This window comes from Paraburkholderia sp. RL18-085-BIA-A (assembly GCF_046027075.1).
In the GTDB taxonomy this organism is placed as follows: Bacteria; Pseudomonadota; Gammaproteobacteria; order Burkholderiales; family Burkholderiaceae; genus Paraburkholderia.
This window is the reverse complement of sequence record NZ_JARESU010000128.1, coordinates 1-23,676: the sequence shown is the minus strand read 5'-3', so window position 1 is coordinate 23,676 and position 23,676 is coordinate 1. Positions and strand designations below refer to the sequence as shown.

Below are 23,676 nucleotides of genomic sequence, written 5' to 3'. Positions count from 1 at the left end.
GTCTATTCAGTCGATATTGCCAATTTGGCGGGGTGCCGACCGCACTCGCAAAGCTTACTGACCGCATGGGAGGGAGAAGTAAGCGTCGCCCCGGAAGCTACAACACAAAGCCCGGTCCAATTTCGGAGGCGGAAAGGCGGCGTCGCGCTCAGAACAATGCCGCGGGAAGAGACACAGAGTGGCGTCAGCGTCCAGTCCGCCCGAGCGATATTCAAAAGTTTGTTCAAGCCCTGATGAAATATTGGGCGAGCGGACGTAAGTCTCTTCAGCAGACATACGATTGCATGGTCTTGGACAGCTATCGCAAGTGGCCCACTCGCTTGATACCAAGCTATACAACGTTCAGGTATCACGCAGTTGAGTACCTAATTAAAGATTTCGGCCTGAAGCAGTTGCGAAACGGGAAGGTTCTGACCGACCAGTACAACAATGCCCGGACTGGACAGTCGAGCTTTCTGACTCAAGGTGTCATTGAGATTGTCGACATCGACGGATTCGATGCGAAGATTGCGATTGCCGTTCGTGTTCGGGGAAAAATCAAACGCGTTCACATTCGTGTTTTGCTCGCGGTCTCCAGGCTTTCAGGTGCTATTGTTGGATATGAACTCGCCCTCAAGGGCGAGAATGCGGAAGCCTTTCGTCGGTGTATTGCATCCATCTACTTGCCCAAGGAGCAGCGAGCCAGCGAACTCGGCGTAGAGGATGCAAGTGGGCTTTTGACCGGCAACATTGACGGAATCTTCGTCGACAACGGCGCAGGGGCTTCCGAAGCTGTCGTTATCTCAGCATGTGAAGCGATGGGCTTGATGCGGATGCTACCGCCCCCAGGGCGAGGCGATTACAAGGGTACATGTGAAGGCGTCAACAATCTTATGATTTTGATGATGGCAGACGAACGCGGTGGTTACACGCGTCATACCGACCATCTTTCTCGCGAGATTCGCCGCCTGAAAGCGAAAAATAAGCCTATCACGCTCAACGAGTTCGAGCGACTGCTGATGTTGGCGATACAGCACTACAACCTCTACACAAACAAGAAAAAACTTCGGACGCGAGCTATGCGGGATGTTGGTGTTGGAATTACGCCCGCCGCGATTTTTGCGTACACGCAGAAGCTGCGTCGGGGCGATGCCGGACGCTGGCTGTCACCACGGGAGGTGTACAACCGATTCATTCCTTGGGAAACCAGAGTCTGCCGGCGGGGGCTGGTCGAGTTCATGAAGATGCGGTACTCGTCCGAGGAGCTCGCGGAGGTCTTCAACGAGCATGCAAAGGCCGTGGACTCGGTCCAAAAGCCTTTGGAAATCCCCATCAAACGTATCGATGGGTACGCCAAGCACCTACTCTGGCGTCGCTCGGATGGGTCGGCGGGGGTAATTGAACTTGTCGATGAAGACGCTCGAAGTGTCGGAGACGTAACCTGGAAAGGTCTCGAGTTCTTCAATGAAGACGATGACAACCAAGAAGAAGAACTTCGCCCTCGTCGGCGCCAGAGCCGGAACAGAGTGACGGTTAAGGTGCAAGAGGGCGTCCAGAAGGCGGAGAGGAATCGCGCGGATATGGGCGTCGGAGGCTTGGCGGGTGGGAATCTCCGGGATGCGCGGGAGAACGCCCACGCCAAGCGCGATGAGAAACGAGGGCGCGCACAAGCCGAGGCGCTCGCTGTGGAGGTTCCGGCCGTTTGCGCCTCGAAGGCTCAGCGGGGAACGTCCCAACCCGTTGTTGCATCCTCGGAAGGGTCTTACTTGGAGCGATTGAAGGCGAGGTTGAGCGGGGTTTTCAACTCAGAAGACTCTCACGTTTAGCGGCGTAATCAGGGGATGCAGGGACGGTGTTTGGCCCGGGATTCGAAATGGGTCGGTCAAGACAACCCGTCCCGATTCCCCGAAAAAGGCTCCAGCGCACAACGATTGGTTCCGAGCCACTAATGGTGACTCGACAAATCCACTCTGACGGAGTTGCCCGCCGAATAAGGCGTAGACAGCAATAACCGTTTCTTCGAATTATCCGAGGCTGGCGAATTCGGCGGAGCCTAGCAAAGAGGTGCTGCAGGCATCGCGGGTGCATGCAGCTCTAACGCTTTGATTTGAAACCACATTCCGCTTGTAGCCAAGATTGACCGGGCGCGTAGACACGACTAATCCAAGTTCGCAGTTGCTCAAGCGGCTAAGCGAGCTTGGCGTGACCTCAGTCGTCAATAAATCGGACGATCTGAGCCATATCGGGCTCGCCGTGCAGCACGTGAGCCGCAAGCTCGAATACATGAGTCCGTCGGTCAAGGCGTCGCTTGATGCTCTGCGCATGAATTCCGGCGGCAAGGGCGACGAAGTGATGTTGTCCAGGCGCGAACTCGAAGTCGTGCGTCTGTTCGTGTCGGGCATGACGATCAAGGAAATCTCTGAGCAACTGAACCGCAGCATCAAGACCATCAGCACGCAGAAGAACACGGCCATGCGCAAGCTGGGCATCGATCGCGATTCCGAATTGTTCCAGTATGCGCAGAGCAACGGCTTGCTGAATCTGTCGTCGCGTTCGCCGGACGATGCGGGCGACATGGCTTGACGTCGCGTCGCGCATGCACTGGGCAAATGCTCGGGCAGAAAAAAAGCCGCCTGTCTTGAAGACAGGCGGCTTTTTCAATTCAATGCGCTAAAAGCGACTGCGCTACTTCTGCGCTTACTGTGGCGTCGAGGTTGCGCCGCCATGCGCAGCCGACCATTCAGCCGGTGCGTGCAGGAATTTTTCCACTTCGTCGAGCGTCTTGGTGTCGAAGTACTTGTTTTCCTTCGCGACGCGCAGCACGTCCCACCACGTGGCCAGCGCGTGCAGATCGACGTCGATGTCTTTCAGCACCGACACGCTTTCCTTGAAGATGTTGTAGTGGAACAGCACGAAGCAGTGGTTCACCGTGGCGCCGGCGGTGCGCAGCGCGTTGATGAAGTTGATCTTGCTGCGGCTGTCCGTGGTCAGGTCCTCGACCAGCAGCACGCGCTGACCTTCGGTCAGCAAACCTTCGATTTGCGCGTTACGGCCGAAACCCTTCGGCTTCTTGCGCACGTATTGCATCGGCACCATCAGGCGGTCGGACAGCCATGCCGCGAACGGAATGCCGGCGGTTTCGCCGCCGGCGACGGCGTCGATCTGCTCATAGCCGACATCGCGCAGGATGGTGGTTTCGGCCATTTCCATCAGGCCGCGGCGCACGCGCGGATACGAAATCAGCTTGCGGCAGTCGATATAAACCGGGCTCGCCCAGCCGGACGTGAAAATGTACGGTTTCTCCGCGTTGAAGTGCACTGCCTGGACTTCAAGCAGCATTTTGGCGGTCGTGTCGGAGATCGTCTGGCGATCGAAGCCTGTCATGGGCAAATCCTTGGGTGTGAGCGGAGAGAAGCGGGCGAGGGGCCCGGTGGCGCAGCAAACGGGGTATGCCGCGCCATATTGGGCGGAATACGCTGCCGGTCAGTGGCGCCGTTTAGTGGACAAAGGCCGGTTTTTGCTGCGCGCGTAGGCCGACATTTTACCCGAAACCGACTCGTCAGAGGAGACCGTCGTGCGCAGCCATCGTGAATGGCAGGCATAACGGCCGCGCCGGGCCGGCTTCGCGGGCTGCGCCCGGTAACGAGCTCGGGCGGGCGTCGCGACGCACTTTTGGCTGGCTTGTTAGCAGTCAGCGGCGCCTTTACACTCACGCGAATTTCTCGGGCGCCGCCGCGCGCGGTCGCCCACCTCACCTACGGAATGCTTTCGATGACTGCCGCTTCCCCCGCCACCGACACCCGTGCGTCCGCTAAAAATGACTATGCGGGCCGCGCGTTGCTCGCGTCGGTGCTCGGTTACGCGATGGACGGCTTCGATCTGTTGATCCTCGGCTTCATGCTGCCGGTCATCGCTGCCGACTTGCATCTGAGTTCGACGCAAGCCGGCTCGCTCGTCACGTGGACGCTGATCGGAGCGGTCGCGGGCGGCGTGATTTTCGGCGTGCTGAGCGACTATTTCGGGCGCGTGCGGATGCTGACCTGGACGATCCTGATCTTCGCCGTCTTCACCGGGCTGTGCGCGCTCGCGCAAGGGTACACGGACCTGCTGATCTATCGGACCATCGCCGGCATTGGACTGGGCGGCGAATTCGGCATCGGCATGACGCTGGTGGCTGAGGCGTGGCCGGCGTCGCAGTGGGCGCGCGCGTCGTCGTATGTCGGGCTCGGCTGGCAGCTCGGCGTGCTGGCCGCGGCGTTGCTGACGCCACTGTTGTCGCCGGTGATCGGCTGGCGCGGCATGTTCGCGCTCGGATTGCTGCCCGCGGTCGTGTCGTTTTTCGTGCGACGCCGCGTCGAGGAGCCGGCGTTGTTCACCGAGCGCGTGGCGCGCGGTATGCGCAAGTTGCCGTTCAAATTGCTGATTGCCGATGGCCGGACGACGCGCGCGAGCATCGGCGTCGCGATTCTCTGCTCGGTGCAGAACTTCGGCTATTACGGCCTGATGATCTGGCTGCCGAGCTATCTGTCGGAGACCTTCGGCTATTCGCTGACCAAATCCGGCGTGTGGACCGCGGTGACGATTCTCGGCATGGCCTGCGGCATCTGGCTGTTCGGCATCGCCGCCGACCGCTTCGGCCGCAAGCCGGCTTTTCTGTTCTACCAGGCGGGCGCGGTGCTGATGGTATTCGTCTACGCGCACCTCACGACACCGACAGCGCTGCTGATCGGCGGCGCGGCGATGGGCGTGTTCGTCAACGGAATGATCGGCGGATACGGGGCGCTGATTTCCGAGCTTTATCCCACCGAGGCGCGCGCCACTGCGCAGAACGTACTGTTCAATCTCGGCCGGGCGGTCGGCGGTTTCGGCCCGGTGGTGGTGGGCGCACTGGCCGCGCGCTATTCGTTCGGTGCCGCGCTCGCGTTGCTCGCGTCTATCTATCTGCTCGACATCTTCGCGACACTTTTTCTGATTCCCGAACGCCGCGGCGCCGAGCTCGAATGAGCGCTTAGGGGCGGCATATGGCTTGCGCGTGACTCGCGTATGACAAACGGCATAACGACTAACACAACGGCTGCGCGATGCGGCAATGCAGCATCGCGGGCTCTTGTTTCGCCAATGGCGAGTGCTGTTAACCACTCAGTGCATCGACCCATCCGGGGTGTACACTAACCGGCCCGCGAAGCACTCCGCATTGTCCTGTTCGTCGTCGCGGTTCAACGCCGCGCCTCAATCGGTGTATGCGCAAACCGCCTCGGTCGGTGATTCGTTCGACCGAGGCAGGCGGCGCCAGTTGTGCGGTGTGCCGGGCCCAATTACTTACGTCTCGCAGGCCAAAAAATGGACGAACAACTTAAGCAAAGCGCTCTCGCATACCACCAGAATCCGAAACCCGGCAAGATTTCGGTTACACCCACCAAGCCACTATCGAATCAGCTCGATCTGTCGCTCGCATATTCGCCGGGTGTCGCGGCAGCCTGCATGGCGATCTACGACGAACCGCTCGACGCGCAGAAGTACACGTCGCGCGGCAACCTGGTCGGCGTGATCACGAACGGCACGGCCGTGCTGGGCCTCGGCAACATCGGCCCGCTCGCGGCGAAACCCGTGATGGAAGGCAAGGGTTGTCTGTTCAAGAAGTTCGCCGGCATCGACGTGTTCGACATCGAACTTTCCGAGTCCGATCCGGACAAGCTGGTCGAAGCAATCGCGATGCTCGAGCCCACGCTGGGCGGCATCAACCTCGAAGACATCAAGGCGCCCGAGTGCTTCTACATCGAGAAGAAGCTGCGCGAGCGGATGAAGATTCCCGTCTTCCACGACGATCAGCACGGCACGGCGATCATCGCGTCGGCGGCGATCCTGAACGGCCTCAAAGTGGTCGGCAAGAAGCTCGACCAGGTGAAGCTGGTGTGTTCGGGCGCGGGTGCGGCGGCCATCGCGTGTCTGGATCTGCTGGTGAACCTGGGTCTGTCGAAGCAGAACATTCTCGTCACCGATTCCAAGGGCGTGATCTACGAAGGCCGCGGCAATCTCGATCCGTCGAAGGAACGCTACGCGGCGAACACCGAGGCGCGCACGCTCGCTGACGCGATTCGCGGCGCCGACGTGTTCCTCGGCTGCTCGAGCGCCGGCGTGCTGAAGCCGGAAATGGTCGCCGAGATGGGCACCCAGCCGCTGATTCTCGCGCTGGCGAATCCGGAACCGGAAATCCGTCCGGAAGAAGCCCGCAAGGTTCGCCCGGACTGCATCATCGCGACTGGCCGTTCGGATTACCCGAATCAGGTCAACAACGTACTGTGCTTCCCGTTCATCTTCCGCGGCGCGCTGGATGTCGGCGCGACCACGATCACCGAAGAAATGAAGCTCGCGTGCGTGCGCGCGATTGCCGAACTGGCCGAAGAAACCGATCAGGGCGATGAAGTTGCGAAAGCCTACGAAGGCCATTCGCTGGAATTCGGTCCGGAATACCTGATTCCGAAGCCGTTCGATCCGCGCCTGATCATCAAGATCGCGCCGGCCGTCGCGCAGGCGGCGATGGACTCGGGCGTCGCAACCCGTCCGATCAAGGACATGGACGCGTATCGCGAAGAACTCGGCACCACGGTGTATCGCACGGGCATGGTGATGCGTCCTGTGTTCGCCGCGGCGAAGTCGGAGCCGGCGCGCATCGTGTTCGCCGAAGGTGAAGACGAGCGCGTGCTGCGCGCCGCGCAATTCGTGCTGCTGGAAAAGATCGCCAAGCCGATTCTGGTCGGCCGTCCGTCGGTGATCGAGATGCGTCTGAAGAAGATGGGCTCGAAGCTCAAGTGCGGCGAGGACGTCGAGATCGTCAATCCGGAAGACGATCCGCGCTATCAGAAGAGCTGGCAGGCATACCACGAACTCGGCGCGCGCCAGGGCGTCACGCCGGATGTCGCGAAGGCCGCGATGCGCAAGTTCAATACGTTGATCGGCGCGATCCTCGTGCATCTCGGCGACGCGGACGGCATGATCTGCGGGATGATCGGCCAGTACCACATGCATCTGGACTTCATCGAGCAGGTGTTGGGCAAGGCGGACAACGTGGAGAACTTCGCCGCGATGAACCTGCTGATGCTGCCGGGCCGCAATCTGTTCATCTGCGATACCTACGTGAACGAAACGCCGACCGCCGAACAGCTCTCCGACATGACGATGCTGGCTGCGCGTGAAATCGAGAAGTTCGGGATCACGCCGAAGGTCGCACTGCTGTCGAACTCGAACTTCGGCAGTGCGCCGTCGTCGTCGTCGCAACGGATGGCCGCGGCTCGCAAGCTGATTACCGAACGTGCGCCGACGCTCGAGATCGACGGTGAAATGCACGGCGACGCGGCATTGTCGGAAGTGGTCCGCAAAGCTGCGTTCCCGGGCACGACGCTGTCCGGCGAAGCGAATCTGCTGATCATGCCGAATGTCGAAGCGGCGAACATCGCGTACAACCTGCTGAAGATGGTCGGCGGCGAAGGCGTGACGGTGGGTCCGTTCCTGCTGGGCGCGGAAAAGCCGGTGCACATCCTGACGCCGGCTGCGACCGTGCGCCGGATCATCAACATGACGGCGGTGGCTTCGGCAAACGCACGCAAGCCGGTGAACGCGAAGTAATGCGGATGGCTTGAGGATTAAAACGGCGCTGCCTCACGGCATGCGCCGCCGAGCCGATGCAAAAACGCCACGGAAGTGATTCCGTGGCGTTTTTTTATAGCTGAAGAAAAGCGACTGTCCGCGAGGACAGCCGCTTTGCCCTTTTCACACCGCTTTTACGCCGCGTGTTGCGTCTTGCCCGCCTCCGGCGAACGCCAGCGCGACAGCAACTCGTTCCACTTGATCCGCACGCCCTTCAGGTTGTTTTCCTTCACGTGCCCATAACCGCGGATGCCGTCCGGCAGATTCGCCAGTTCTAGCGCCAGCTCACGGTTTTGAGCGCTCAGCCCGCTGCTCAGTTCGCGCACCAGCGCTTCATACTCGACGATCAGCGCCCGTTCGGTACGACGCTCCTCGGTCTTGCCAAAGAGGTCGAAAGCCGTGCCTCGCAGGAACTTGAATCTGGCGAGCACGTGCATCGCGCTGAAAACCCAGGGGCCGTACTTCTTTTTCACCAGATGGCCCTGAGCGTCCTTTTTCGAGAACGTCGGCGGCGCGAGGTGGATGTGCAGCTTCCAGTCGCCTTCGAAACTTCCTTTCAGCTTTTCGATGAACGCCGGGTCGCTATACAGCCGGGCGACTTCGTACTCGTCTTTGTACGCCATCAGCTTGTGCAGATTCTTCGCGACCGCTTCGGTCAACGACAACTGGCCGTCGATCGAATCGAGCGCAGATTCCGCCGCGCGCACTTGCGACACCAGCGCGCGATAACGCTCGGCATACGCGCGGTTTTGCCACGCGGCGAGGTAGTCGGCGCGTTTGTCGATCAGCGTGTCGAGCGCCTTCGGCGTGTGCAGCGCGATGATCTTGCTACTCGCCGTATCCGCTGCGGCGTCGCGTCCCGGCGCTTGCGCGAGCTTGCGCACCGTGGCTGGATCGTGCGCGGCGCGGCGGCCCCATTCGAATGCCGCGCGGTTCTTCTCGATTTGCACGTTGTTCAACTCGATCGCGCGCATCAGTGACTGATACGTCAACGGCACCCAGCCGCGCTGCCATGCGTAACCGAGCACGAACGGATTCGTGTAGATCGCGTCGCCGAGCAGCGCGACCGCGAAGTGATTCGCGTCGACCGTATCGACATTCTCGTCGCCCGCGCCGGCGCGCACGTCGGTTTCTGTGCTGGTGCCGGGAAAGCGCCAGTTCGGGTTCTTGATGAGCTCAGCAGTTGGCGTATGCGCACTGTTCAGCACCACGCGTGTGCGGCCCGCCTGCATCCGCGACACGCATTCGTCGCTCGCGGTGACGATCGCATCGCAGCCGATCACGAGGCTAGCTTCCCCCATCGCGATGCGGGTGGCGTGAATGTCGGCAGGATGCGTCGCGATCTGCACGTGGCTCATCACGGCGCCGCCTTTTTGCGCGAGGCCGGTGACGTCGAGCACGGTGACGCCCTTGCTCTCCAGATGCGCGGCCATGCCGAGCAGCGCGCCGATCGTCACGACGCCCGTGCCGCCGACGCCCGTGACCAGCACGCCGTAAGGACGGTCGATCGACGGCAGATCGGGTTCCGGCACCGGCGGCATCGCATCTCCGGCGACGCCCGAGGCCGCTTTCGGCTTGCGCAACTGACCGCCTTCAACGGAGACGAAGCTCGGACAGAAGCCGTTCACGCACGAATAATCCTTGTTGCAGGTCGACTGATTGATCTGGCGTTTGGTGCCGTACTCGGTGTCGAGCGGCTCGACTGACAGGCAATTCGACTTCACCGAGCAATCGCCGCAACCTTCGCACACGGCCTCGTTGATTACGATGCGCCGCGCCGGGTCCGGATAGGCACCGCGTTTCCTGCGACGGCGCTTCTCGGTCGCGCAGGTCTGGTCGTAGATCAGGATCGTGGTGCCGGATATTTCGCGCAGTTGGCGCTGCACCTCGTCGAGCTTGTCGCGATGATGGATGTCGATCCCCGACGCGAGGCCGACGTTCGCCGAGTACTTCTCCGGCTCGTCGGTGACGATCACGATTTTCGACGCACCTTCGGCGGCCAGCTGATGCGTGATCTGCGGCACGGTCAGCACGCCGTCGACCGGTTGGCCGCCGGTCATCGCGACAGCGTCGTTGTAGAGCAGCTTGTAGGTGATGTTCGCCTTCGAGGCGATCGCCGCGCGAATCGCCAGCAGCCCCGAATGGAAGTAGGTGCCGTCGCCGAGATTGGCGAACACATGCTTGTCGTTGGTGAACGGCGCCTGGCCGATCCACGCGACGCCTTCGCCGCCCATCTGGCTGAAGGTGCTGGTGCTGCGGTCCATCCAGACCGTCATGTAATGGCAGCCGATGCCGGCCATCGCACGCGACCCTTCCGGCACATTGGTCGAGGTGTTGTGCGGGCAGCCCGAGCAGAACCACGGCTTGCGCTCGGCTTCCACGCGTGGGCGCGCGAGCGCCTTTTCCTTCGCTTCGATCACGGCGATGCGCATCGCGATGCGGGCGCGCACGTCCGACGGGAGATCGAACTTGTCGAGCCGCGTCGCGATCGCCTTGGCGATGATCGCCGGCGAGAGTTCGTAGTGCGCCGGCAGCAGCCAGTTGCCCATCGGCACCGACCATTCGCCGCCCGCGCCGTCCTTCTCGTCAAACTTGCCGAACACGCGCGGACGCTGCGCGTCGGGCCAGTTGTACAACTCTTCCTTGATCGCGTATTCGAGAATCTGGCGCTTTTCCTCGACCACGAGGATTTCGTCGAGACCCTTCGCGAAGGTGTGCGCGCCTTGTGCTTCGAGCGGCCAGACGCAGCCGACCTTGTATAGCCGGATGCCGATGCGCGCACAGGTTTCGTCGTCGAGACCGAGGTCGGTCAACGCCTGGCGCACGTCGAGATAGGCCTTGCCGCCGGTCATGATGCCGAAGCGCGCATGCGGCGAGTCGATTTCGACGCGGTCGAGTTTGTTGGCGCGCACGTAGGCAAGCGCGGCGTACCACTTGTAGTCGAGCAGACGCGCTTCCTGCACCAGCGGCGGATCGGGCCAGCGGATATTCAGGCCGCCTTCGGGCATCGCGAAGTCTTCCGGCAGGATGATCTTCGTGCGGTGCGGATCAATGTCCACCGAAGCGGACGACTCGACCACGTCGGTCACGCACTTCATTGCCACCCATAGGCCGGAGTAGCGGCTCATCGCCCAGCCGTGCAAACCGAAGTCGAGATATTCCTGCACGTTCGACGGGAACAGCACCGGCAGGCCGCACGCCTTGAAGATGTGCTCCGACTGATGCGCGAGCGTCGAGGATTTGGCCGCGTGGTCGTCGCCGGCGAGCACGAGAACGCCGCCGTGCGGTGACGAGCCGGCCGAATTGCCGTGCTTGAAGACGTCGCCGGAACGGTCGACGCCGGGGCCCTTGCCGTACCACATCGAGAACACGCCGTCGTATTTGGCGCTGGGGTACAGATTGACCTGTTGCGAACCCCAGACGGCAGTGGCCGCGAGGTCTTCGTTGACGCCGGGCTGGAACACGACCTGATGCGCGGCGAGATGCTTCTTCGCCTTCCACAGAGATTGGTCGAGTCCGCCGAGTGGCGATCCACGGTAGCCGGAGATGAAGCCGGCGGTATTCAGCCCGGCGGCCTGGTCGCGTTCCTGTTGCAGCATCGGCAGACGCACCAGCGCCTGGATGCCGCTCATGTACGCGCGGCCGCGTTCGAGGGTGTATTTGTCGTCGAGCGTGACGGAAGACAACGCGGCTTCAAGCGAGGCTCGCTGACCTGCGTCTAGCGGGGCATTCATTATGTGTACTCCTCCACTCAGTTTGGGATCGCCAAAACTTTTTTGGGCCGTGGCATCTTGTGAATGCGTGGGGCCGGGGCCGTCATATTGACGTGTTTTAAGTGATGGTAGCACTGGTGGAAACCCGCCGCAGTGCGTTCAAAAAGGGTTCGTTGCCGCAGCTTTGTGCTCGAATCGACACGCGCTGCCATGCGCCTTGTGTCGCTTGGCATGGGCCCTGTAACAAGCTGTAAAAGCTAAAAATTCGTGGAACCGTAGAGCAAATCCCTGTCTAACCGGGCACCTGTGAGCAATGTCTACGCAACGCTCCGCATTCGGCGGAGCTTCACGACAACAGGGCAGTTAGAAAAGGAGTACGCATGAATACTAGAAACATCCAGACCTTCCTGATGGTCTCTGCCGCATTTTTCGCCATGAGCGCGCCGGTGCGCTCGAACCCGGGCAGCGCAGGGGCGCTCTCGAACGCGGTCAGCCGGACCGCGCAGGTCGCGCACGCACGCATTGCAATCGAGCGTGTCTCGCGTGCCACCAACGCGGAAAAGGAAAGCCAGAATTCGTGATGTGCCGCTGAGACGGGGCGTCGGTTGATAACCGGCCGTTGGTTCTGCCTGAGACAACGGCGTCGATGAAAAGGGCGAGGATCTTGCGATCCTCGCCCTTTTCATTTTGGTTTCATCTTGTCGTCAGACTTTGTCCTGCACCACGCCGCGGCGAATCTGATCCAGTTCTATCGATTCGAACAGCGCCTTGAAGTTGCCCTCGCCGAAACCCTGGTTGCCCTTGCGCTGAATGATCTCGAAGAAGATCGGACCGATCTGGTTTTCGGTGAAGATCTGCAGCAACAGGTCGTCCGGCGCACCGTCGATCAGAATCTTGCGCTTGCGCAGTTCCTCGAGCGGCTCACCATGATTCGGCACGCGGTGGTCGACCAATTCGTAGTAAGTGTCGATCGTGTCGAGCAGCGAAATGTTCGCCGCGCGCAAACCGTCCACCGTGCGATAGATATCCCGAGTGCCGAGCGCGATGTGCTGAATCCCTTCGCCGTGATATGCGTCCAGATATTCCTGAATCTGACCGGCGGTCTCCGAGCCTTCTTCGTTGATCGGAATGCGGATCTTGCCGCACGGCGAGGTCATAGCCTTCGACTTCACGCCCGTCACCTTGCCTTCGATGTCAAAGTAACGCACCTCGCGGAAGTTGAACAGGCGCTCGTAGAACTCCGCCCATTCCTGCATGCGGCCGCGATGCACGTTGTGCGTGAGGTGGTCGATGTAGGTGAGGCCGTGGCCGACCGGATTCGGGTTCGCGCCTGGGATGGGTTCGAAGTCGACATCGTAAATGTCGATGTTGCCGATGCTGCTCGGCTCGGCGCCGTTCTTGCCGCGCCAGCGGTCGACGAAATAGATGAGCGAATCGCCGATGCCCTTGATCGCCGGGATGTTCAGTTCCATCGGGCCGGTCTTGTTGTCGAAGCCCCACGCACCTTTTTCCAGCGCCTGCTGGTAGGCCTTGGCCGCGTCCTGGACGCGAAACGCGATCGCGCAGATCGACGGACCGTGCAAACGCGCGAACCGTTGCGCGAAGGAATCCTGTTCCCCGTTGACGATGAAGTTGATCTCACCCTGGCGATAAAGCGTCACGTTTTTATGACGATGCCGCGCGACGGCGGTGAAGCCCATCTGTTCGAACAGCTTGCCGAGCGCTTTCGGGTCCGGTGCGGTGTATTCGATGAATTCGAAGCCGTCGGTGCCGACCGGGTTTTCCCAAGTTGAAACCTGCATGTCTGTCTCCTGTTGTGCGGCGGCCATAACGCGATGGCGAGTAAGTGCGACCTGATGACGCAAAGTTTAAAGTCCGGCCTGCGACGAAAACTTGCGAACTTAATCGCGAATCGATACGATTGCGCTATTTTCTAGCTCAATTTCTACAATGGACGGCAGAAGATGGCGAACGTAGAGATCGACGCAATCGACCGGCGCATTCTGGCGATCCTTCAGGAGAATGGGCGGCTCTCCAATCAGGAGATCGCCGAGCGCATCAATCTTTCGCCGAGTCCGTGCCTGCGGCGGATTCGTCGGCTGGAAGAGAGCGGCGTGATTCGCGGTTATGTCGCGCTGCTCGATGCGCAGCGCCTCGGGCTCGACTTGCTTGCCTACGTAAACGTGCGGCTGGAGAAGCGTGGTGGGCCGGCGCTCAGTCCGCGCGGCGACGCGACGCACGCCGATCTGTTTCGGGCGGCGGTCCAGACGTGGCCGGAGGTGGTCGCGTGCCACGCGATGACGGGGGAGATGGACTACCTGCTGCGCGTCCAGGTGGAGGACATGGCTCACTTTTCGCGTTTCGTGCAGGATCAGTTGCTGCACCATCCGTCGGTGATCGACGTGAAGACCAGTTTCTCGCTGGAAAAGATCAAGGAAACGACCGCGTTGCCGATCTTGTGATGGCGAGCCGCTGGCGCGCCAGCGAGCGAGGGCAAACAAAAAGGGCAGCCATGGGGCTGCCCTTTGTCATTTCGCCGAAGCGGCGGCTTTTCAGGCCGCCTCTGCCGTCGGCATGAACGACTCGAACAGCTTCGACGCCTGACGCGCCTGGCGTTTGAGTGCGTAGTCGAATACGGCCGCCTGCTCCTGGAGCATCTCGGCAATGATGCTCGATTGGTCCGCCGGCAGCAGCGTCAGATAAGCGTCTGCTTCGCCATACGCGTACTCGATCTTCATGCCGGCTTTTTTCGCGATGTGCATCATCGTCGAGTTGCGCGACAGACAGTGCATGTAAAGCATCGTGACGTGCGTATTGCGGCTGCGGATCGCTGCGCGCTCGAAGAGCTTCGAGCCGATACCCTGGCCGCGAACGCTTTCCAGCACCGACACGCCGAATTCGGCCGTGCGCTTGTCGCCTTCCGCCGGCAGATAGGCCAGATGGCCGACTCCGGTGAGTTCCAGTTTGCTGTTGAACACGCCGAAAACGGTGTCGCGTGTGAAGTCGATCGCGCGGACGTAGTTTTCGATCACGCGGTTCGGCACGATCTGGCCGAAGCGCAGCAGGCGGTCGTCTTCGTCGAGCGCGAGGAAGTGGGTCAGCAGCCGTTCACGGTCGACAGCGGTGAGTTCACGGACCAGAGCGGGTGCGCGACCCGTTGGCTGCGACAAGCCATGGTGCAGGACGATCGGCTGGGCGGCGCGTGGGTGCATCAGGTTCATGGTCGGGTTCTCCTTTTAATCGAGCGGCGTGGTGCACCGCAAAAGCAATTTTAACGGAAACCGCAATCGATCACTAGGGAAAACCCGTATAAAAATTTGAAGGGAATACCTAAAAAGCTAGCGCCATATTTATAATTAATTGATTTTTAAGGATAAAGAAAATTGAACGAGCGTTCTCGACCTGCCGCGACCTGTGGCAAAACGCGCATGCGGCGTGGGTTCTTCTATTGTTGCTCCGCGTCATTCGAGCGCACCGGACCCAGCCCATGTTCCACCATGCCGACCACCTGTTCGGCGAACTCGCGGTAACCCATCGGGCCGTCGGGCTTGAGCCAGGTGAACGTCCAGTTGATCATGCCGAACACCATCATGGTGAGGGCGGTCTGATTCTCGCGGGTCGCGCGCTCCGGATAAGCGCGCGCCAGTTGGCGCGCGAAAGCCGCGACTACGTCGCGCTGGCGGTTCAGAATCACCTCGCGCTGGGTGTCGACCAGGTACTTCACGTCGTTCAACAGTGCGACGTGCCGGCTATGCGACGTTTCATACTCGGATAGAAACGCACGGATCAGCTCGGCGAAGGTTTCCCGCTCGCTGAGTCCGCGCCGCTGACTCGCGCCTTCCACCTCGGCGATGATCAGCATCAGCCGCTTCGTGTAGCGGTCCAGCAGGTCGAACAGGATCGCTTCCTTGCTCTCGTAGTAGTGGTACAGGCGCGCTTTCGACGTGCCGCTCGCGGCGGCCAGATCGGCCATCGAGGTGCTGGGGTAACTGGTCTGGGCGAATTTCGCCGCCGCCAATTCGAGAATCTGCTCGCGTTGCGTTTCGTGGTCGGGGGCTCGGGTGCGGGCCATAGTCGTCGTTTTGCAGTGTTATTAGTTTGGGCAGCGGGCAAGCGCCGCGCACAGCTCCAGCGTGCGCCATGCGCTGACGTCGCCGCGTAATCTGAGGCGCCGGGTCGCGGCCGTTTCGCGCAGGCGCCATAGCACGACGATGTCGCTGACCAGAAACCCGAGTTCGGCTGCCATCAGCTCGGCGGCGACGCGCGCTGCGGGCTGCCAGTGTTCGGTCGCGTGTTCGAGAAGCAGCGCGTCCAGCTCGGCAAAACTGCCGCTCGTGAAAGTGTTGTCGCGCCAGCGCCGGGTCTCGCCGTTCGCCTGTTTGACTTCCTGCCATTCGAGCGCGAGCCGGCTGATGCGTAGCACGGAAATCGGTGCGGCGTCCGGCAAATGAGTCTGCAGCACCGCGGGCGCAAACATGCCGACCGACGTCGCGCGATCTCTGCGGCTGTGCGCCCACGCGCCCGGATCGGTGAGATCGCGAATCGACAGGCGAACCTCGTTCAGGCGCTGCGGGCTGTTGCGCAGGTGATAGCACACGCGGCGCAGCATCAATTGATCTGCTGCGCTTTCGCCGTGCCAGACCACCAGATTCGATTCGCCGCGCACGATGTTGGCCAGCGCCGCCGCCTCGTCGCGGAATTCCCGCAGGAAATCACGCCGGGTATCCGTACTTACGCGATCCCAGAAGTTCGCGCGCACGTCCGGCGCGTCGTCGATGCCGCGTAACGGGCCGACCGCCAGATCGTCGCGCAGCGCATGCACGCGATCGTCGCGGCCCGCTGCGTGAAGGGCGGCGCGCAGTGACTCGGCGGCGACATCGCCGTTAGTGAGGTGAATCGTGCTCATTGGCGGTGGCTTGCTGTGGCAATGACAAAAGGGGCCGCTCGGCGACCGGAACGGAAGTCCGATCGCGAGCGGCCCCTAGTGTAAGCGGATCGCGATGCTGCCGAAAGCGTTGCCGGTGCGACGCCAGGCTAACTGGCGCGAGCGGCTCAGCGTTCGTCGTAGCTGACCACCACGCGGTCGCTGACCGGATGGCATTGGCAAGTCAACACGAAACCGTCGCGGATTTCGTGTTCTTCGAGCGTGTAGTTCTTTTCCATCTTCACTTCGCCTTCCAGCACCTTCGCGCGGCAGGTGCAGCAAACGCCGCCCTTGCACGCGTACGGCAGCGCGAGGCCGGCTCTCAGGCCGACGTCGAGCACGCTCACGCCCTGATACGGCAGACGCAGCTTGCGCCGTTTTCCGTCGAGCACGATTTCGAGGTCGGCGGCCGGCGTGTCCTCGGTGATCTCGACCGGCGGCACGCCTGCTTGCGGCAACGGCGAGCCGAAGCGCTCCACGTGCACCTTTTCGGGCGGCACGCCGGCGGCTTTCAACGCGGCTTCTGCGGCGTCCATCATCGGGCCGGGGCCGCAGATGAAGGCTTCGTCGATCGCGTCGGCGGGCAGCAGGTTGTCGATGAAGGCCTCGCACTTTTGCTGGTCGAGCACACCGTTGAACAGCTCCACGTCCTGCAGATCGTCGGACAGCACGTGATAGAGCACGAAGCGGTTCATGAAGCGGTTCTTCAGATCCTCGAGCTCTTCCGCAAACATGATCTGATCGACGCTACGGTTGCCGTACACGAGCGTGAAGGTGCTGCGCGGCTCGATTTCGAGCGTCGTCTTGATGATCGCCAGCACCGGCGTAATGCCCGAGCCGCCCGAAAACGCAAGGTACTGCTGACCCTGTTCGGCGTTCAGATGAGTGAAGAAACGGCCGTCCGGCGTCATCACGTCGATCGTGTGGCCGGGCTGCAGCGTGTCGAACGCGAAGTTCGAGAAGCGGCCGCCGCGCACGCGCTTGATGCCGATGCGCAGTTCGCCGTCGCGATCGTAGTCCGTGACGCCGACGCAGATCGAATACGAGCGGCGCGTTTCCTCACCGTCGATGTGCGTCTTCAGCGTGACGAACTGGCCTTGCGTGAAGCGATAGTGGTCGCGCAGCTCGACCGGGACTTCAAAGGCAACCGAGACCGCATCGGCGGTTTCGGGCCGCACTTCGCGGATACGCAGCGGGTGAAATTGCGGGGTGGCCATATCAGTATGGTTTGAAGTAGTCGAAGGGTTCGTGGCAATCGAGGCAGCGGTACAAGGCCTTGCAGGCGGTCGAGCCGAATTGCGCAATACGCCCGGTATGCGCCGAGCCGCAACGGGGGCAGGACGGCGGCGGCAGCGCTCGCGGCATGAAGCGCAGCACTTTTTCCTGCGACGGCGCGGCCGATCCGCAATTGCCCGTGGGCGGCGCGATGCCGTACGCGCGCAGCTTCTCGCGGGCGTCGGCGGTCATCCAGTCCGTGGTCCAGGCCGGCGCGAGCACGGTGGCGACCCGATACGGCTTGAGTTCCGCCACGTCGAGCGCGTGCGCGACATCCTCGGCAATCTGCGACATCGCGGGACAACCGGAATAGGTTGGCGTGATCACGACTTCGAGCGTGCCGTCGGCGTCGCGACGCACATCGCGCAGAATGCCGAGCTCACGGATCGACACCACCGGGATCTCCGGGTCGGGCACCGTTTCGAGTACAGCCCATGCGCGTTCGAGCGCGGCGTCGGCTGTGTGTGTGGCAGTCGAAGTCGTCATCGTCGGATTACCAGGTGGCGCCGGGATGCTGGCGCGCGATGCTCTGCATTTCGGCCAGCACGAAGCCCATGTGCTCGGAATGTTCGCCGTGCTTGCCGCTCGTGATGTGCTTGACCGATTCGGGTAGCGTCAGCGTGGCTTCGTCGAGCGTGGCGCGCACGTCGTCGAGCCATGCTGCTTCCAGATCGGACGTACGTGGTCCGATACCGGTCGCGGCGATCGTCTCTTCCACGCTGTCCGCGCTGAAAAACTCGCGCGTGTACGGCAGCAGGTAGTCCAGCGCGTCTTGCGCGCGGCGGTGCGATTCCTCGGTGCCGTCGCCGAAACGGATCAGCCACTCGCTCGCGTGATGCATGTGATAGCTGGTTTCCTTGATCGACTTCGACGCGATTGCCGCCAGTTGCTCGTCGGCGGAGGTCGTCAGCGCGGTCCAGAGATGCGCCATCAACGTCGAATACAGAAAATTGCGCACGGCGGTGACCGCGTAATCCTTCTCGGCCTGCGCGGTGCCGCACAGCGGGCCGTAATGCGGCAACTCGGCGAGCGTGTAGTTGGCGAACTCGCGTTCGGCGCGGAAGTACGCGTAATCGTCTTCGGTACGGCTCTTGCCGGTGAGCTGCTGTTCGAGCGACGCGGCGTGCGTGTACAGCAGACGCGCCTGGCCGATCAGATCAAGGCTCATGTTCGACAGCGCGATGTCCTCTTCGAGGATCGGGCCGTGGCCGCACCACTCGGCATTACGCTGACCGAGGATCAGCGCGGTATCCGCGAGGCGCAGCACGTATTGGAGATGTTGGGGGGTGATGTCCATGGCCGCGCTTACATGTGGTTGACTTCGTCGGGAAGCGTATAGAACGTCGGGTGGCGGTAGATCTTGTCGCCGGCCGGTTCGAACAGTTCTGCCTTGTCTTCCGGCGCGGACGCCGTGATCGCCGACGACGGCACCACCCAGATGCTCACGCCTTCCTGGCGGCGCGTGTAGACGTCGCGCGCCATACGCAGCGCCATCGGCGCGTCGGCGGCGTGCAGGCTGCCGCAGTGTTTATGGTCGAGTCCCTGCTTGCTGCGCACGAAGACTTCCCAAATCGGCCATTCCTTGTTCATTGCTGATCTCCTGTGTCGACCGGAGTTAGCGCTTTAGCGCTTACTCCGGTCCCATGAAAGACGGTTGCTGTTTTTTCGTGGCGCGCCTTGCTTGTCAGGCGGCGTGCTGTTGTGCGCGCTGGCGCTGTTTTTCGGCATGGGCCAGGGCGGCTTCACGCACCCAGGCGCCGTCGTTATGGGCCTTGACGCGGGTGGCGAGGCGCTCACGGTTGCAGGGGCCGTCGCCGTTCACGACACGCCAGAATTCTTCCCAGTCGATGTCGCCATAGTCGTGATGGCCGCGTGCCGCGTTCCACTTGAGGTCCGGATCGGGCAGCGTGACGCCGAGAACCTTGGCCTGGTCGACGGTGGCGTCGACGAATTTCTGGCGCAGGTCGTCGTTGGAAATGCGCTTGATGCCCCATTTCGACGACTGATTGCTATGGATCGAGTCCTTGTCGCTCGGGCCGAACATCATCAGCACCGGCCACCACCAGCGATTCACCGCCTGCTGGACCAGTTCACGCTGCGCTTCGGTGCCGGACATCATCGACATCAGCGCGTCGAAACCCTGGCGCTGGTGAAACGACTCTTCCTTGCAGATGCGGATCATCGCGCGGGCGTACGGGCCGTAGGTGCAACGGCACAGCGGGATCTGGTTCATGATCGCCGCGCCGTCGACAAGCCAGCCGATTACGCCGACGTCGGCCCACGTGGGCGTCGGGTAATTGAAGATGCTCGAATATTTGGCCTTGCCCGAATGCAGCGCGGCGATCAGCTGATCGCGCGACACGCCGAGCGTTTCGGCCGCGCTATATAGATAGAGGCCGTGACCTGCTTCGTCCTGGACCTTGGCGAGCAGGATCGCTTTGCGTTTCAGGCTCGGTGCGCGCGTGATCCAGTTGCCCTCCGGCAGCATGCCGACGATTTCCGAATGCGCGTGTTGCGAAATTTGCCGCACCAGCGTCTTGCGGTACGCGTCAGGCATCCAGTCCTGAGCCTCGATCTTGCCGTCGGCGGCCATGATCGCATCGAACTGCGCCTGTTCGGGCGAACTGGCGCCCGCATCGAGCGGGGCGACATTGCCGGGAATATCCAGGGATTGCGTGTACATGGGGACGCTCTCTGCGGAAGTTGTCTGGGTTTGCGTAGTATAAACCAACCGACCGGTCGGTTAATAAATTTTTTAACGTAATTCGATCGCGTCGATAGGCGCGGGTTCGGGCCTGTTGTGACGTCGATCCGTCAGCGTCGCCGCCCCTTGCCGGCACTTAACCTATAAAATTGCGAATTGGCCGCGATTTGCGGCCCACCTGCATCCCCCGGTACTCATGTTACGTCTAAGCGAAATCAAACTCCCGCTCGATCATCCCGAAAGTGCCCTCGAAGCCGCCGTCCGTTCGCGCCTCGCGGAACTCGGTGTGGCAGAGGACGGGCTCATCCGATACACCGTGTTTCGCCGCGCGCACGACGCGCGCAAACGCGCCGACATCAAGCTCACTTACATCGTGGATGTCGAGGTAACGGATGAAACGGCGGCGCTCAAACGGCTGGCCGACGTGCCGCATTGCGGCGTAACGCCAGATATGACCTACCGGTTCGTCGCCAAGGCGCCGGCGCAGCTGGCTACTCCGCGCCCGGTCGTGATCGGCATGGGGCCGTGCGGGCTGTTTGCCGGATTGATCCTCGCGCAGATGGGTTTCCGGCCGATCATCCTCGAGCGCGGCAAGGCCGTGCGCGAGCGCACTAAAGATACTTTCGGGCTGTGGCGCAAGTCGGTGCTCAATCCGGAGTCGAACGTGCAGTTCGGCGAGGGCGGCGCGGGCACGTTCTCGGACGGCAAGCTATACAGCCAGATCAAGGATCCGAAGCATTACGGCCGCAAGGTGCTCGACGAATTCGTCCGTGCCGGCGCGCCCGAGGACATTCTGTATTTGAGCCGGCCGCATATCGGCACGTTCCGCCTCGTCAGCATGGTTGAAAAGATGCGCGCGACCATTCACGAGCTGGGCGGCGAGGTGCGTTTCGAGAGCCGCGTCGACGATATTCACATCGACGGTGGCAGGGTGCGCGGGTTGAAGCTGTCGACCGGCGAGACGTTGCGCTGTGACCATGTCGTGCTGGCAGTCGGTCACAGCGCGCGAGATACCTTCCAGATGCTGCACGACCGCGGCGTATATATCGAAGCGAAGCCGTTTTCGCTCGGCTTCCGGATCGAGCATCCGCAGGGTTTGATCGATCGCAGCCGTTTCGGCAAATTTGCCGGTCACAAGCAGTTGGGCGCCGCCGACTATAAGGTGGTGCATCACTGCAGCAATGGGCGCGCCGTTTATAGCTTCTGCATGTGCCCGGGCGGCACCGTGGTGGCGGCGACTTCGGAGCCCGGGCGCGTCGTTACCAATGGGATGAGCCAGTATTCGCGGGCGGAGCGCAATGCCAATGCGGGGATTGTGGTTGGCATTACGCCGGACGATTATCCCGGCGGTCCGCTCGCCGGCATCGCTTTCCAGCGTAAATGGGAAGAGCGGGCGTTCGAACTCGGCGGTGGCAACTATATGGCGCCGGGCCAACTAGTTGGTGACTTTATCGCCGGCCGGCCGTCCACGTCGCTGGGTTCAGTCGTGCCGTCCTACAAGCCCGGCGTGCATCCGACCGACCTCAGCACCGCGCTACCCGACTACGTGATCGATGCAATTCGCGAAGCGCTGCCGCAGATGGACAAGAAGATCGCGGGGTTTGCGATGCATGATGCGGTGCTCACGGGCGTGGAAACGCGAACGTCGTCGCCGATTCGTGTGCGTCGCCGGGATGACTATCAGAGCATGAACGTCGAGGGTTTGTATCCGGCTGGTGAGGGGGCGGGGTATGCCGGCGGGATTTATTCGGCCGCAATCGACGGAATCGAAGTCGCTGAAGCGCTTGCGTTGAAGATGCCTGGCGCGCAGCCGGCCTGATTTGGGCAGGGGGGCGCGGCCGCCGGCTATTGCCGTTGTGATCGGGCACAATACACGTTTGGCCTCGAACCCATCACCCGAATGACTATTCGCTCCTTGGCTGTCGCATGCGGCGCGGCGCTGCTTGTCTCGTTTTCTGTTTCGCCGGCGGTCTTCGCTGCCGACGCTCCGTCGCACTGGGTCGCCGCGTGGGCGACGGCGCTGCAACCCATCCCGCAGCGATCCGACTTGCCGCCGTTGTACCTTGCGCCGGAAGTGGCCGGGCGCACCGTCCGGCAGATCGTTTATCCGACGCTGTCCGGAAAATCTGTCCGCGTCCACCTGAGCAACGAATACGGCAAGGCGCCGCTTGTCATTGAAGACTTGCGTATCGCGCGTTCGACGGGCGGCGCCGCCGCGGCCGTCGACGGCGTGGCGCGCGTGACTTTTGGCGGCAAGGGTGCCGTCAACATTCCGGCTGGCGGCGAGTTGGACAGCGACCCGGTCGCGATTGATGTCGCAGAAGGCGCGCCGTACGCAATCAGCGCCTTTATGGGACCGGAACAGCGGATTGCGGCGTGGCACCGGGTGTCGAACCAGGTCAACTACGTTTCCACGCCAGGCAATCATGCAGCGGATGCTTCGGCGGAGGCATTTCGTGGGCGGTTTACGCAGTATGTGTGGGTGACGGGGGTGTCCGTGGAGGCGGCTTCTTCATCGGCAGCGGTTGCGGCGATCGGCGATTCGATCACTGACGGCATGCGTTCCAGCTTGAATCAGAATCGTCGCTGGCCGGACGCGCTGGCTCGACGGTTAGCCGGCGCCGGCGATCGTTCGACCGCGGTTGTCAATCTCGGCATCAGCGGCAATCGGCTCTTAAGCGATTCCCCATGTTACGGCGATGCGCTCGCGGGCCGCTTCGACCGCGACGTTCTCCGGCGCCCCGGCGTCAAGACGGCGATCCTGTTGATCGGCATCAACGACATCAACTTCGCGGCGATGCCGGCTCGTAGCGGTCTCGATTGCGACTTCCCGCATACCTCGGTGACGGCCGCCGATCTGATCGCCGGCGACCAGCGGGTGATTGCCGCCGCGCGGCACGCAGGCGTGAAGGTGTTTGGCGCGACGTTGACGCCGGCGTCCCTGCCGCCGGAGCGGGAGAGCATCCGGCTCGCCGTTAACCAGTGGATCCGAACCAGTCACGCGTTCGACGGCGTAGTGGATTTCGACGCAGCGCTGCGGGACCGGGTGCAGCCGGATCGCCTGCAACGCGCTTTCGACAGCGGCGACCATATCCATCCCAGCGATGCCGGCTATGCCGCGATGGCCGCGGCGATTCCAGTGGACGCCGTTGTGAACTCAGCCCGTAAATGAGCTGCCAGAAAAATTTGTCAAACACTTGTCACAAAGGCGAAGCTCACCTACTATTCGGCCTCTCGTTTGCGAACGAGGGCCGCGGCAGAAACCAGCGGCTGTAGCGTCAGCAACTTTTTAAGCGAAAGCACAAAAATGTTGTTGACGAAACGAAAAAGAGCATTCATAATCCCGCTTCTCTGCTGCTGATGCAGCGACGCAGAACGGACACGGTGCCAGGTGGTTGAAACGGGTGCCGGCGAACGTTGGGCGGATCGATCTTTAA

Annotated in this window: 19 protein-coding genes and 1 pseudogene; 8 read left to right on the top strand and 12 right to left on the bottom strand. The window is 61.8% G+C overall.

The window, feature by feature from the left end; all coding sequences use genetic code 11:
* Both P0D89_RS42050 and P0D89_RS42045 read left to right on the top strand, forming a co-directional pair.
* Positions 1 to 1,805, top strand: a 1,805-nt coding sequence (locus P0D89_RS42050) for a TnsB C-terminal domain-containing protein (RefSeq protein WP_408378486.1), incomplete at its 5' end; no start/stop codon positions are given.
* A 346-nt stretch (positions 1,806 to 2,151) separates the two neighbouring features.
* Positions 2,152 to 2,562, top strand: a pseudogene (locus tag P0D89_RS42045) (LuxR C-terminal-related transcriptional regulator); the annotation flags it as partial.
* Between the two features lie 114 nt (positions 2,563 to 2,676).
* On the opposite strand, the gene P0D89_RS42040 reads toward P0D89_RS42045, so the two are convergent.
* The gene (locus tag P0D89_RS42040; RefSeq protein ID WP_007179868.1) at positions 2,677 to 3,363 is read right to left on the bottom strand and encodes an orotate phosphoribosyltransferase; all 687 of its coding nucleotides are present in this window, start codon (positions 3,361 to 3,363) and stop codon (positions 2,677 to 2,679) included.
* Positions 3,364 to 3,750: 387 nt separating this feature from the next.
* Between P0D89_RS42040 and P0D89_RS42035 the strand changes: the two genes are divergently transcribed.
* Both P0D89_RS42035 and P0D89_RS42030 read left to right on the top strand, forming a co-directional pair.
* Complete coding sequence (locus P0D89_RS42035; RefSeq protein WP_408361015.1) at positions 3,751 to 4,983, top strand: MFS transporter; 1,233 nt, start codon at positions 3,751 to 3,753, stop codon at positions 4,981 to 4,983.
* A gap of 336 nt (positions 4,984 to 5,319) precedes the next feature.
* Positions 5,320 to 7,602, top strand: a complete 2,283-nt coding sequence (locus P0D89_RS42030; RefSeq protein ID WP_408361013.1) for an NADP-dependent malic enzyme — start codon at positions 5,320 to 5,322, stop codon at positions 7,600 to 7,602.
* A gap of 155 nt (positions 7,603 to 7,757) precedes the next feature.
* On the opposite strand, the gene P0D89_RS42025 is transcribed toward P0D89_RS42030, so the two are convergent.
* Positions 7,758 to 11,357: an indolepyruvate ferredoxin oxidoreductase family protein gene (locus tag P0D89_RS42025; RefSeq protein ID WP_408361011.1), complete on the bottom strand. Its 3,600-nt coding sequence runs from the start codon at positions 11,355 to 11,357 to the stop codon at positions 7,758 to 7,760.
* A gap of 359 nt (positions 11,358 to 11,716) precedes the next feature.
* On the opposite strand from P0D89_RS42025, the gene P0D89_RS42020 reads away from it, so the two are divergent.
* A complete protein-coding gene (locus P0D89_RS42020; RefSeq protein WP_408361009.1) occupies positions 11,717 to 11,917 on the top strand; it encodes a hypothetical protein in 201 nt (66 codons plus the stop codon).
* Positions 11,918 to 12,040: 123 nt separating this feature from the next.
* Here P0D89_RS42020 and hppD read toward each other — a convergent pair whose 3' ends face one another.
* On the bottom strand, positions 12,041 to 13,138 hold the full coding sequence (gene hppD / locus P0D89_RS42015) for a 4-hydroxyphenylpyruvate dioxygenase (RefSeq protein WP_408361007.1): 1,098 nt from the start codon (positions 13,136 to 13,138) through the stop codon (positions 12,041 to 12,043).
* A gap of 162 nt (positions 13,139 to 13,300) precedes the next feature.
* Here hppD and P0D89_RS42010 point away from each other — a divergent pair, with 162 nt between their 5' ends.
* Positions 13,301 to 13,798 (top strand): Lrp/AsnC family transcriptional regulator, encoded by a 498-nt coding sequence (locus P0D89_RS42010; RefSeq protein WP_408361005.1) that lies wholly within the window; start codon positions 13,301 to 13,303, stop codon positions 13,796 to 13,798.
* A gap of 90 nt (positions 13,799 to 13,888) precedes the next feature.
* Here the strand turns inward: P0D89_RS42010 and P0D89_RS42005 are convergent, their stop codons facing one another.
* The 8 genes from P0D89_RS42005 to paaA form a co-directional block, all read right to left on the bottom strand.
* Entirely contained in the window at positions 13,889 to 14,557 is a 669-nt protein-coding gene (locus P0D89_RS42005) for a GNAT family N-acetyltransferase (protein WP_408361003.1), read from the bottom strand.
* Between the two features lie 224 nt (positions 14,558 to 14,781).
* Positions 14,782 to 15,408, bottom strand: a complete 627-nt coding sequence (locus P0D89_RS42000) for a TetR/AcrR family transcriptional regulator (RefSeq protein WP_408361001.1) — start codon at positions 15,406 to 15,408, stop codon at positions 14,782 to 14,784.
* A 21-nt stretch (positions 15,409 to 15,429) separates the two neighbouring features.
* A complete protein-coding gene (locus P0D89_RS41995) occupies positions 15,430 to 16,242 on the bottom strand; it encodes a DUF1835 domain-containing protein (protein ID WP_408360999.1) in 813 nt (270 codons plus the stop codon).
* Between the two features lie 146 nt (positions 16,243 to 16,388).
* A complete protein-coding gene (gene paaE / locus P0D89_RS41990; protein ID WP_408360997.1) occupies positions 16,389 to 17,477 on the bottom strand; it encodes a 1,2-phenylacetyl-CoA epoxidase subunit PaaE in 1,089 nt (362 codons plus the stop codon).
* 1 nt (position 17,478) lies between these two features.
* Positions 17,479 to 18,021 (bottom strand): 1,2-phenylacetyl-CoA epoxidase subunit PaaD, encoded by a 543-nt coding sequence (gene paaD / locus P0D89_RS41985; protein ID WP_408360995.1) that lies wholly within the window; start codon positions 18,019 to 18,021, stop codon positions 17,479 to 17,481.
* Positions 18,022 to 18,028: 7 nt separating this feature from the next.
* Positions 18,029 to 18,832: a 1,2-phenylacetyl-CoA epoxidase subunit PaaC gene (gene paaC / locus P0D89_RS41980; RefSeq protein WP_408360992.1), complete on the bottom strand. Its 804-nt coding sequence runs from the start codon at positions 18,830 to 18,832 to the stop codon at positions 18,029 to 18,031.
* Positions 18,833 to 18,840: 8 nt separating this feature from the next.
* Positions 18,841 to 19,125, bottom strand: a complete 285-nt coding sequence (gene paaB / locus P0D89_RS41975) for a 1,2-phenylacetyl-CoA epoxidase subunit PaaB (protein ID WP_007179854.1) — start codon at positions 19,123 to 19,125, stop codon at positions 18,841 to 18,843.
* A 94-nt stretch (positions 19,126 to 19,219) separates the two neighbouring features.
* The gene (gene paaA / locus P0D89_RS41970) at positions 19,220 to 20,218 is read right to left on the bottom strand and encodes a 1,2-phenylacetyl-CoA epoxidase subunit PaaA (protein WP_408360990.1); all 999 of its coding nucleotides are present in this window, start codon (positions 20,216 to 20,218) and stop codon (positions 19,220 to 19,222) included.
* Positions 20,219 to 20,435: 217 nt separating this feature from the next.
* Between paaA and P0D89_RS41965 the strand changes: the two genes are divergently transcribed.
* Both P0D89_RS41965 and P0D89_RS41960 read left to right on the top strand, forming a co-directional pair.
* Positions 20,436 to 22,058 (top strand): NAD(P)/FAD-dependent oxidoreductase, encoded by a 1,623-nt coding sequence (locus tag P0D89_RS41965; RefSeq protein WP_408360988.1) that lies wholly within the window; start codon positions 20,436 to 20,438, stop codon positions 22,056 to 22,058.
* An 81-nt stretch (positions 22,059 to 22,139) separates the two neighbouring features.
* Positions 22,140 to 23,411, top strand: coding sequence for an SGNH/GDSL hydrolase family protein (locus tag P0D89_RS41960; RefSeq protein WP_408360986.1), 1,272 nt, complete (start codon positions 22,140 to 22,142; stop codon positions 23,409 to 23,411).
* A 50-nt stretch (positions 23,412 to 23,461) separates the two neighbouring features.
* On the opposite strand, the gene P0D89_RS41955 is transcribed toward P0D89_RS41960, so the two are convergent.
* On the bottom strand, positions 23,462 to 23,676 hold a 215-nt coding region (locus P0D89_RS41955), incomplete at its 5' end, for a hypothetical protein (RefSeq protein WP_408378483.1).

Coding starts and splice junctions, on each gene's coding strand:
- P0D89_RS42040 (WP_007179868.1), bottom strand. CDS start 3,363: ATGACAGGCTTCGATCGCCAGACGATCTCCGACACGACCGCCAAAATG.
- P0D89_RS42035 (WP_408361015.1), top strand. CDS start 3,751: ATGACTGCCGCTTCCCCCGCCACCGACACCCGTGCGTCCGCTAAAAAT.
- P0D89_RS42030 (WP_408361013.1), top strand. CDS start 5,320: ATGGACGAACAACTTAAGCAAAGCGCTCTCGCATACCACCAGAATCCG.
- P0D89_RS42025 (WP_408361011.1), bottom strand. CDS start 11,357: ATGAATGCCCCGCTAGACGCAGGTCAGCGAGCCTCGCTTGAAGCCGCG.
- P0D89_RS42020 (WP_408361009.1), top strand. CDS start 11,717: ATGAATACTAGAAACATCCAGACCTTCCTGATGGTCTCTGCCGCATTT.
- hppD (WP_408361007.1), bottom strand. CDS start 13,138: ATGCAGGTTTCAACTTGGGAAAACCCGGTCGGCACCGACGGCTTCGAA.
- P0D89_RS42010 (WP_408361005.1), top strand. CDS start 13,301: ATGGCGAACGTAGAGATCGACGCAATCGACCGGCGCATTCTGGCGATC.
- P0D89_RS42005 (WP_408361003.1), bottom strand. CDS start 14,557: ATGAACCTGATGCACCCACGCGCCGCCCAGCCGATCGTCCTGCACCAT.
- P0D89_RS42000 (WP_408361001.1), bottom strand. CDS start 15,408: ATGGCCCGCACCCGAGCCCCCGACCACGAAACGCAACGCGAGCAGATT.
- P0D89_RS41995 (WP_408360999.1), bottom strand. CDS start 16,242: ATGAGCACGATTCACCTCACTAACGGCGATGTCGCCGCCGAGTCACTG.
- paaE (WP_408360997.1), bottom strand. CDS start 17,477: ATGGCCACCCCGCAATTTCACCCGCTGCGTATCCGCGAAGTGCGGCCC.
- paaD (WP_408360995.1), bottom strand. CDS start 18,021: ATGACGACTTCGACTGCCACACACACAGCCGACGCCGCGCTCGAACGC.
- paaC (WP_408360992.1), bottom strand. CDS start 18,832: ATGGACATCACCCCCCAACATCTCCAATACGTGCTGCGCCTCGCGGAT.
- paaB (WP_007179854.1), bottom strand. CDS start 19,125: ATGAACAAGGAATGGCCGATTTGGGAAGTCTTCGTGCGCAGCAAGCAG.
- paaA (WP_408360990.1), bottom strand. CDS start 20,218: ATGTACACGCAATCCCTGGATATTCCCGGCAATGTCGCCCCGCTCGAT.
- P0D89_RS41965 (WP_408360988.1), top strand. CDS start 20,436: ATGTTACGTCTAAGCGAAATCAAACTCCCGCTCGATCATCCCGAAAGT.
- P0D89_RS41960 (WP_408360986.1), top strand. CDS start 22,140: ATGACTATTCGCTCCTTGGCTGTCGCATGCGGCGCGGCGCTGCTTGTC.